6 protein-coding genes and 2 pseudogenes are annotated in these 5,743 nt (G+C 49.4%); 5 read left to right on the top strand and 3 right to left on the bottom strand.

Annotated features, from left to right (window positions below; all coding sequences use genetic code 11):
* Positions 1-401, bottom strand: a pseudogene (gene cca, locus ABY802_RS15400) (multifunctional CCA tRNA nucleotidyl transferase/2'3'-cyclic phosphodiesterase/2'nucleotidase/phosphatase); the annotation flags it as partial.
* 79 nt (positions 402-480) lie between these two features.
* On the opposite strand from cca, the gene ABY802_RS15405 reads away from it, so the two are divergent.
* The 3 genes and pseudogenes from ABY802_RS15405 to ABY802_RS15415 all read left to right on the top strand — a co-directional run bounded on the left by ABY802_RS15405 (position 481) and on the right by ABY802_RS15415 (position 2,213).
* The gene (locus tag ABY802_RS15405) at positions 481-648 is read left to right on the top strand and encodes a hypothetical protein (protein WP_372628011.1); all 168 of its coding nucleotides are present in this window, start codon (positions 481-483) and stop codon (positions 646-648) included.
* A 12-nt stretch (positions 649-660) separates the two neighbouring features.
* Positions 661-1,416: pseudogene (locus tag ABY802_RS15410) on the top strand (ExeA family protein); the annotation flags it as partial.
* Positions 1,416-2,213, top strand: coding sequence for a general secretion pathway protein GspB (locus tag ABY802_RS15415; RefSeq protein WP_372628012.1), 798 nt, complete (start codon positions 1,416-1,418; stop codon positions 2,211-2,213). The pseudogene ABY802_RS15410 and the gene ABY802_RS15415, both read left to right, overlap by 1 nt.
* A 61-nt stretch (positions 2,214-2,274) precedes the next feature.
* On the opposite strand, the gene ABY802_RS15420 is transcribed toward ABY802_RS15415, so the two are convergent.
* Positions 2,275-3,414: an HD-GYP domain-containing protein gene (locus ABY802_RS15420; protein ID WP_372628013.1), complete on the bottom strand. Its 1,140-nt coding sequence runs from the start codon at positions 3,412-3,414 to the stop codon at positions 2,275-2,277.
* Between the two features lie 273 nt (positions 3,415-3,687).
* Between ABY802_RS15420 and ABY802_RS15425 the strand changes: the two genes are divergently transcribed.
* Complete coding sequence (locus ABY802_RS15425; protein ID WP_372628016.1) at positions 3,688-4,185, top strand: Lrp/AsnC ligand binding domain-containing protein; 498 nt, start codon at positions 3,688-3,690, stop codon at positions 4,183-4,185.
* A gap of 8 nt (positions 4,186-4,193) precedes the next feature.
* Here the strand turns inward: ABY802_RS15425 and ABY802_RS15430 are convergent, their stop codons facing one another.
* Positions 4,194-4,811 (bottom strand): TIGR04211 family SH3 domain-containing protein, encoded by a 618-nt coding sequence (locus tag ABY802_RS15430; protein ID WP_372628014.1) that lies wholly within the window; start codon positions 4,809-4,811, stop codon positions 4,194-4,196.
* A 142-nt stretch (positions 4,812-4,953) separates the two neighbouring features.
* On the opposite strand from ABY802_RS15430, the gene ABY802_RS15435 reads away from it, so the two are divergent.
* Positions 4,954-5,743, top strand: a 790-nt coding sequence (locus tag ABY802_RS15435) for an inorganic triphosphatase (protein WP_372628015.1), incomplete at its 3' end; no start/stop codon positions are given.

Genomic DNA, 5,743 nt, shown 5'->3' on the forward strand with positions numbered 1-5,743 from the left:
CGCAGTGGGTCTTCAGCAAAAGCAGCGGAGACATGGCGCAGCACTCTTTGCTCAATGTCAGCCCGGCCGTTAAACGGGTCGACATAGTTGCCGTTGTCGTCTTTGGCAATCGCATTGATGGTTAGATCACGGCGTTGTAAATCCTGCTCCAGGGTAACATCGGGCGCCGCATACACGCTAAAGCCGGTATAACCCTTACCATTTTTACGCTCGGTCCGTGCCAGCGCGTGCTCTTCCTTGGTTTGTGGATGCAGAAACACCGGGAAATCTTTGCCCACCTGTTGATAGCCTGCCCCCAGCATGTCTTCTGGGGTAGCGCCCACAACCACCCAATCATGTTCATGAAAAGGATAGCCCAGCAGCTCATCCCGAACTGCACCACCTACAAGATATCTTTGCACATGCTTTCCTGATTGCTTATTTTTTGCCATTATAGCGCCGTCAGTCTAATTTGCAGCGCTATTAACGCAGGATGCTTTGATGTATACCGGTTTTTTCGGTTTAACCAGCCCCCCCTTTTCCATTGCTCCTAACCCGGATTTTATGTATCTGGGCGCGCGCCATACCGAGGCGTTAGCACATTTACGCTATGGTCTTGGCGATGCTGGCGGTTTTGTGCTGTTAACCGGTGAAGTTGGTACCGGGTAAACTACCGTCTCCCGCACCCTGTTACAGGAACTGGATAGCAATACCGATGTTGCTTTTATTTTAAATCCTACGTTATCTGAATTAGAACTGTTGGCGGCAATTTGTGATGAGCTGAAAATTCGCTATAAGAAAGCGGATGCCAGTTTAAAGCTGTTGGGCGATAAAATTACCCAGCGCCTGCAGAAAAATCATCTGGCAGGTAAAAAAACGATTCTGATCATTGATGAAGCCCAGCACTTACAGCCGGCGGTGCTGGAGCAGCTGCGTTTGCTGACCAACCTGGAAACGAATACCAAAAAATTGCTGCAGGTTATTTTAATTGGTCAGCCCGAGTTGCAGCAGTTGCTGCAGCGCAATGACTTGCGACAATTGGCACAGCGTATTACTGCCCGTTATCATTTATTGCCGTTGGCTGTAACGGACGTTGAACACTATTTAAAATACCGGCTGCAAGTAGCGGGTTGTAACCGGCCGGTATTTAGCCGCAAGGCCGTTACCGCGCTTTACCAGCACAGTGGCGGCATTCCACGATTGCTTAATTTACTGGCCGATAGGGCTATGCTGGCGGCATATAGTCAGCAGCAAGCCATGGTAGAGCTGGCTCAGGTAGAGCGGGCTGCAACTGAGGTGCTGCCGCTGAGCCAGCAAAACGCAACTGCCAAGGCCAGCCAAACATTGCCGGGCTGGTTGTGGCCGTTATTGGCCGGCACTGGTATAGTTGTTGGGTTTTTATTAGCGATGGTGCTACTTCCCATACTGCGAGGTTAATGTTGTCAATTTTAATGGATGCCCTGAAACAACAGGTTGCGCCAACGCCACCAGTAACCGGCACTGAAGCCGGCAATGGCTGGCGGAACCTGGCATTAGTATTGGGTTTTCTGCTGGCACTGGCGCTCGGTTTCACTCTGGCCAGTTGGTGGCAAAAAGCAAACCTTACTGAGCCAACGGCCAGCGCTGCGTTGGTTCAACAGGTTGAACCTGAGATTGCCAGTAGTGCCAGTATTGTGGCGGCGCTGGTAAGCAACGCACCTGATCTTACTGTAGAAGGTGCATCAGCCGTTTCGTCTGAACAACAGCCCGGGCAGCAGTCTGAGCAGGAGCCGTTTCCACCAGAGCAGCGCGTGGTTAGCGTTACCGCGCCAAGCCCGGCAGCCGGACCAACAATTAGCCCGGCTGAGCCGTCAGACAATGTGGCCAACTCATTAGTAGTGCAGCCTGAGGTTGAAGTGTCGGATGAACTACGTCAGCGTTTTGCCTCAGCCATGGCGGCCAGCGAGGGCGTATCCCGACAGCCCCGTGCAGCGCTGCGCGGCTCTGCTGCGCCTGCAAAAGATATCAATGAGCTGGCTTTGCAATTACAGCAGCAAATTCCGCCACTACGCTTCGAAGCCCATGTTTATGCCACACAGAGTCCTCAGCGCTGGGTAAAAGTGAATGGCAAGAGTTTGCAAGAAGGACAATGGGTGACAGCTGATATCCGCTTAAAAGAAATTACGCCGCAGTTTGTCTTACTGGAGATGGGTAATGAGTTATTTAGTATGCCCGCGCTGACTGATTTTAAGTGAGTTATTTTAACTGGCTGCTTCAACTATACGCATCGAAATTAATGTAGTGAACACCGTTTTGTTATAAATAATTCCGCACATCCAGGCCATATTTTTTTAAATCGACACAGCCTTCAATATGTTCTTCCTGCTGACGCGAAAGATCCATAATTTTCGGAGCAATATGGTGTTGATGAACGCTGTGGTAAAACAATTTCACTTTTGGCTGAGTCGGTTTTTTCGGATTATTTTCAAGTACCAAGGCGAGTTTACCGGTGGTCAGTTTCACTACGGTTCCCGGTGGATATACGCCAATGCACTTGATAAACAGCTGCAACAGCTCAGTATCCAGCTGCAATGGGGTCAGGCTCAGTAAATAACGGGACGCGGCTAACGGAGTCTGGTTACTGTTAGCCGGGTTGGTGAGTTTCTCATACTGATTAACAATTGCCAGCATCTGACTGCCTTTGGCGATTTGGTTGCCTTTTATGGAAGGCGAGCCGCTACCGTCAAGTAGTGCACAGTGCTGACTGATCCACAGCGATACCTGGCCCGCTAACTCTTTGTTACGTTGCAGCGCCGCCAGGCTGGTGCCAATCGCGGCTGAGTCGGGCTGATGGATCAACTCCGGTTTCAGCGCCTTACCGACATCGTGCAGCAACGCCGCCGTTATTAACGTTTTACTGCGATCGCTTGGCAGGTTTATAAACTTTGCGTAGGCTGCAATATAAACTGCGCAGTTAACACTGTGCTGCAATAAGCTATCGCTTTGTTCGGCAATCCGGGTTAAACACAACAACACATCCTGATTGCGGCTAACTGAGTCAGATAAACCGGCGCTAACCTCGTGTACCAATGATAAGTCGATGGGTTGCTGATTACGGGTGGCTTCCAGTACCAGCTGTTGCACCCGCTGACTTTGGATCAGGGCTTTCTCAGCTCGCGGCCATTCGTCAGCAAATAAATGACGTACCGGGGGCGCATCAGGCTCGGCGTTATCCGCTGGTGTTTTTTCGGCTGGAGCAGCAGGTTGTTCGCCCGCTAAAAAGCGGCTGGGGTCAACCAGAACAGTAAGTACCCCTTTTGCCTGCAATTGGGCAATGGCCTGGGTACTGCGGACCCAGCCGGCATGCTTAACGGTAATATCACCCCGTTGTTCAACTACCTCAACAACATAGCTGCCGGGTTGTAACTCGGTGACCGATGTTTTTTGATATGCCATCCAATTGCCAGCTTAAAAGAAACGCAAAATAACAAAGCAAAATTATACACCTGACGACTTAACCCAACGTTAACGAGTCGATTAAGTGTATCTATCCTGCGGTTAAACAGCCAAAACGCGCATATTTATCATTTATTTCATTCAAGCATAGCAAATACTGATACTTTTGTTGTTTTTGTTTGTTATCAGCCCAGCTGCGTTGAAGCTGGTTATTTTTGAGTATTATCAGTATATAATCTGCTTTATCTGTTACCGAGTATGGCATTAGCAATCATGAGCTTACCTTCTAAACCGAAAAATCTGGATCGGATTGATCTTAATATCCTGGACACGTTGCAAAAAGAAGGACGGATTGCCAATGTCGATTTGGCCAAAAAAGTGAATTTGAGTGCCAGCCCCTGTATCGACCGGGTAAAAAGACTGGAAAAAAATGGCTATATTGAAGGCTACGGTGCGCGGTTAAATGCCGCTATGCTTGGCTTTGGCACCACTGTGTTTATTGAGATCACCCTGGATAACACCACCAGTGCTGTATTTGATCGTTTTAAGGATGAGGTACTGAAAGTGCCGCACGTGGTGGAGTGCCATATGGTAGCAGGTGGCTTTGATTATTTACTGAAATTAAGGCTGCCCAATATGGATGCCTACCGGATTATTCTGGAGCAAATTGTGGATTTACCCGGGGTGGTTAAAAACCATACCTATGTGGTAATTGAACAGGTTAAACGTGATACCGGGCTGCCGCTAAAAGCGAACGACAGCCTCGGCTAAAAATCGAATTACATCCAGCGCTCGCTGTCGCGCCGTTTCGGCCACAGCGCAGGAAGCACTAAACCGAAAATCAGGCCAATCAATAAAATCGCCGATCCAATAACCATCGGGTTTTGCCAGATACTGGTTTGAGTCACTTCCAGTTGCGTCTTAAGTTGCTCGTACGAGCGGTTGCCCTGGGCTAACTGCTCCAGTGCTTTCTCCCGTTCAACAATTGCGCTGTTAAGCTGGCTGCTTAACTCATTGCGCTCCTGCTCTAATTGCTGGATCTGGTCGCGCTGGGTGTTAAAACTCTCGGTAAGGGTTTCCAGCTGCGTGACCAGCCCAGGGGTATAACTGACGTATTCTTTAGGTAACCAGCCGGTTTTATTGTCTTCGTAACGTATTTGCGCATAACCGCTGTCGGCGTCTTCACTGAGAAACGTTACCGGCTGGCCTGCGTTGATTGTGCCGACGATCCGGTATTGATTGCCTGGGCCAGAGTGCAGATAGACAAACAAAGCATCGCTGATAAACGCGGCTTTTTCAGCACTTTCTTGCTGAGATGCAACGGGCAGACTGAACGCTGCCAGTATAATTGATAAGAAAAATATCCGGGAAACAGAGCTGCGAAATAATCTAAACATAGGTATCCTAATCTATTCTAAGCAATGATAACGCTTGAACTGGGCTTAACACGATACCCGGATGATAGGGAGTTGTCAGCAAATTGACAAGTGTAAAAGTTGGCTGGACAGGCCTCAGCCTGATAACAGAGGATTGCCTGACATGAGTATCGAGCTGGAATTAAAGTTTTCACTGGCGGTAGCGCATAGCCAAAAGCTGCCACCTCTGCTGGCCTCTTATGGCATGCTGACTGACCATGGGCCGGCAACACTACTGAACGCTTATTTTGATACGCCGGACAATTGGTTTCGCCGTCATGATATGGGACTGCGCACTCGGCAGAAAAACGGCCGTTTTGAGCAAACAATTAAACTGGCCGGCCAGCAACATGGTGCGCTACAAGCCAGACCTGAATTTAACTTGCCTGCCACCGGTATTGTACCCGAGCTTGCGGCGTTCCCGGCAGAAATCTGGCCTGAGAATACCGATCTGAACCTGTTGCAACAACAGCTTACTGAGATTTTCCGTACCGACTTTACCCGCCAAAGCTGGCAGTTAACTGCGGGGGGAACCTTAATTGATGTGGTTTACGATAGCGGAGAAGTCATTGCCGGCAATAAGTCAGAACCGATTGCCGAGCTTGAACTGGAGCTGCTTAGTGGCAGTGTTAATCCACTTTTTACCCTGGCAGAGCACATTATTGAGCAGTTGCCTCTGCGCACAGGCTGGCTTAGCAAAGCGGCACGGGGCTATTTATTAGCGGAAAAGCAACAGCTAAGCGCACCAAACGCCTCTCAGCAAGGCTTAATTGCCAATCTGAAAGCATTGCAATGCGCTGAAACGCTATTTTACCGAAGCTCTCTACATCAGCAAATGCCCCATTCGGCGGTTAATTATCCGCAGGTGCAGCCAGCTCAGTCTAACCTGTTAGTGCAAGCCGCTGATTTTTTGC

The organism is Arsukibacterium sp. (assembly GCF_041616895.1).
Taxonomy (GTDB): Bacteria; Pseudomonadota; Gammaproteobacteria; order Enterobacterales; family Alteromonadaceae; genus Alishewanella.

Coding starts and splice junctions, on each gene's coding strand:
- ABY802_RS15405 (WP_372628011.1), top strand. CDS start 481: ATGTATACCGGTTTTTTCGGTTTAACCAGCCCCCCCTTTTCCATTGCT.
- ABY802_RS15415 (WP_372628012.1), top strand. CDS start 1,416: ATGTTGTCAATTTTAATGGATGCCCTGAAACAACAGGTTGCGCCAACG.
- ABY802_RS15425 (WP_372628016.1), top strand. CDS start 3,688: ATGAGCTTACCTTCTAAACCGAAAAATCTGGATCGGATTGATCTTAAT.
- ABY802_RS15430 (WP_372628014.1), bottom strand. CDS start 4,811: ATGTTTAGATTATTTCGCAGCTCTGTTTCCCGGATATTTTTCTTATCA.
- ABY802_RS15420 (WP_372628013.1), bottom strand. CDS start 3,414: ATGGCATATCAAAAAACATCGGTCACCGAGTTACAACCCGGCAGCTAT.